General features: G+C 68.1%; 3 protein-coding genes. All 3 read left to right on the top strand.

The annotated features are described in order from the left end of the window. On the top strand, positions 1-809 hold an 809-nt coding region (locus AC27IO_RS22225), incomplete at its 5' end, for an NAD(P)(+) transhydrogenase (Re/Si-specific) subunit beta (protein WP_498740803.1). A 143-nt stretch (positions 810-952) separates the two neighbouring features. After that, positions 953-2632, top strand: coding sequence for a long-chain-fatty-acid--CoA ligase (locus AC27IO_RS22220; RefSeq protein WP_284424369.1), 1680 nt, complete (start codon positions 953-955; stop codon positions 2630-2632). 67 nt (positions 2633-2699) lie between these two features. Continuing rightward, on the top strand, positions 2700-3114 hold a 415-nt coding region (locus AC27IO_RS22215; protein WP_498740801.1), incomplete at its 3' end, for a phosphorylase family protein.

Here is a 3114-nt window from a genome sequence, read left to right as displayed (position 1 = left end):
CGCTGGCGTTCGTGATGGGCGTGCTCATCATCATTCCCATCGGCGGCGCGGACATGCCGGTGGTGGTCTCGATGCTCAACAGCTACTCGGGCTGGGCGGCGGCGGGCATCGGCTTCAGCCTGAACAACAGCATGCTCATCATCGCCGGATCGCTGGTGGGCAGCTCGGGCGCCATCCTGTCCTACATCATGTGCAAGGCGATGAACCGCTCGTTCTTCAACGTGATCCTGGGTGGGTTCGGCGGCGATGCGGCGGCGGCTTCGGCCGGCGGCGCGCAGGCGCAGCGCAGCGTCAAGAGCGGCAGCGCCGACGACGCCGCCTTCGTGCTGGGCAACGCCGAGACCGTGGTGATCGTGCCGGGCTACGGCCTGGCCGTGGCGCGCGCCCAGCATGCGGTCAAGGAGCTGGCCGCGAAGCTGGCCGAGAAGGGCATCACCGTCAAATACGCCATCCACCCGGTGGCCGGGCGCATGCCGGGCCACATGAACGTGCTGCTCGCCGAGGCCGAGGTGCCCTACGACCAGGTGTTCGAGATGGAAGACATCAACGGCGAATTCGGACAGGTGGACGTGGCCATCATCCTCGGCGCCAACGACGTGGTGAACCCTGCCGCGCACACCAAGGGCAGCCCCATCTACGGCATGCCCATCCTGGAGGCCTACAAGGCCAAGACCGTGATCGTGAACAAGCGCTCCATGGCGGCGGGCTATGCCGGCCTGGACAACGAACTGTTCTACATGGACAAGACCATGATGGTCTTCGGCGACGCCAAGAAGGTCGTGGAGGACATCGGCAAGGCCATCGAATAGGCCCGCGCGCCCTCCGGCGCCGCCCGCTGGCGGCCGCTGCGGCAGGGGCAGCACGGTTTAGGGAAACTACAGGCCCCTGGCGCCTTCGCCCGCGACGACAATGCGGGCTCCTTTTTGTAACAGCAGGTTTGGAGACACACAGCATGAATGACCGCCCGTGGCTTGCCGCCTACCCACCCGGGGTGCCGGCCGACATCGACCCGGCGCAGTACCCCTCGCTCATCGCCCTGATGGAAGAGGGCTTCGGCAAATACGCCGACCGCGTGGCCTACAGCTACATGGGCAAGGATGTGAGCTTCGGCGAGACGGACGTGCAAAGCCGCCACATTGCGGCCTATCTCCAGGGCCTGGGGCTGGCCAAGGGCGACCGCGTCGCGGTGATGATGCCCAACGTGCCGCAGTACCCCGTGGCCGTGGCCGCCATCCTGCGCGCGGGCTTCGTGGTGGTGAACGTGAACCCGCTGTACACCCCGCGCGAGCTGGAGCACCAGCTCAAGGACTCGGGCGCCAAGGCCATCGTCATCATCGAGAACTTCGCCGCCACGCTGCAGGCGTGCATCGGCGCCACGCAGGTCAAGCACGTCGTGCTGTGCGCCATGGGCGACCGACTGGGCTTCCCCAAGGGTTTGATCGTCAACTATGTGGTGCGCAGCGTGAAGAAGCTCGTGCCGCCGTTCAACCTGCCCGGCGCGGTGCGCTTCAACGACGCGCTGTCGCAGGGCGCGCGCGGCACGCTCAAGGTTCCCGACCTGCGCCCCGACGACGTGGCCCTGCTGCAGTACACGGGCGGCACCACGGGCGTGAGCAAGGGCGCCGTGCTCCTGCACCGCAACATCATCGCCAACGTGCTGCAGGCCGAAGCCTGGAACCTGCCCGTGATGCAGACCGTGCCGGCCAACGAGCAGCCCACGACCGTGTGCGCGCTGCCGCTCTATCACATCTTCGCCTTCACGGTGAACATGATGATGAGCATGCGCACGGGCGCCAAGAACATCCTGCTGCCCAACCCCCGCGACCTGGCGGCGGTGCTCAAGGAGCTTTCACGGCACACCTTCCACAGCTTCCCGGCCGTGAACACACTGTTCAACGGCCTGGCCCACCACCCCGACTTCAACACCGTGAACTGGAAGAACCTCAAGGTGTCGGTGGGCGGCGGCATGGCCGTGCAGGGCGCGGTGGCCAAGCTCTGGCTGGAAAAGACCGGTTGCCCCATCTGCGAAGGCTACGGCCTGTCGGAGACCAGCCCCACGGTCGCCTGCAATCCGGCCACGGAAAAGGCGTTCACCGGCACCATCGGCGTGCCGATCTCCAGCACCTACATGAAGCTCATCGACGACGATGGGCGCGACGTGACCGAGCCGGGCGCGCGCGGCGAGATCGCCATCAAGGGCCCTCAGGTCATGGCCGGCTACTGGCAGCGGCCCGACGAGACCGCCAAGGTCATGACGGACGACGGCTACTTCAAGTCCGGCGACATCGGCGTGATCGATGAGCGCGGCTACTTCAAGATCGTGGACCGCAAGAAGGACATGGTGCTGGTGAGCGGCTTCAACGTCTACCCCAACGAGGTCGAGGACGTGGTGGCCACGCTGCCCGGCGTGCTCGAATGCGCGGTGGTGGGCGTGCCCGACGAAAAGACGGGCGAAGCCGTCAAGCTGGTCATCGTCAAGCGCGGCACCGACCTCACCGAGGCGCAGGTGCGCGAGTTCTGCAAGGCCAACCTCACCGGCTACAAGCAGCCCCGCGTGATCGAGTTCCGCGAATCGCTGCCCAAGACCCCGGTGGGCAAGATCCTGCGCCGCGAGCTGCGCGACAAGCGCTAGTGCGGCCCGCCCCGTCCTGGCCCCGGGCCACCCCGGCGCGGGCGCAACCGCTGGGGGCGTTGCGGCCGTGACGACCGCCATCCTCAGCGCCCTGGCCGAAGAGCAGCAGGGCCTCGTTGACGCGCTCTCCCGGGGGCGCCGCACCCTGCATGCCGGCCGCACGTTCTGGAGCGGCAGCCTGCACGGGTGCGAGGTCGTGCTGGCGCTCTCGGGCATCGGCAAGGTCGCGGCAGCCACCACCGCCACCGCGCTGATCGAGCGCTTCGGCGCGGCACGCGTGGTGTTCACCGGCGTGGCCGGCGGCCTGGGCGCGGACGTGCAGGTGGGCGACGTCGTCGTGGCGCACGACTTCCTGCAGCACGACATGGACGCCTCGCCCCTGTTCCCCCGCTGGGAGCTGCCCGGCTACGGCCGCACCCGGCTGCCGTGCGATGACGCGCTGGCTGGCCGGCTGGCCGATGCCGCCGGCGAATGCCTGGCCG

The organism is Acidovorax sp. KNOB132, assembly GCF_057541515.1.
The sequence above is the reverse complement of the archived record's forward strand: the minus strand, read 5'-3'. Positions and strand labels throughout refer to the sequence as shown.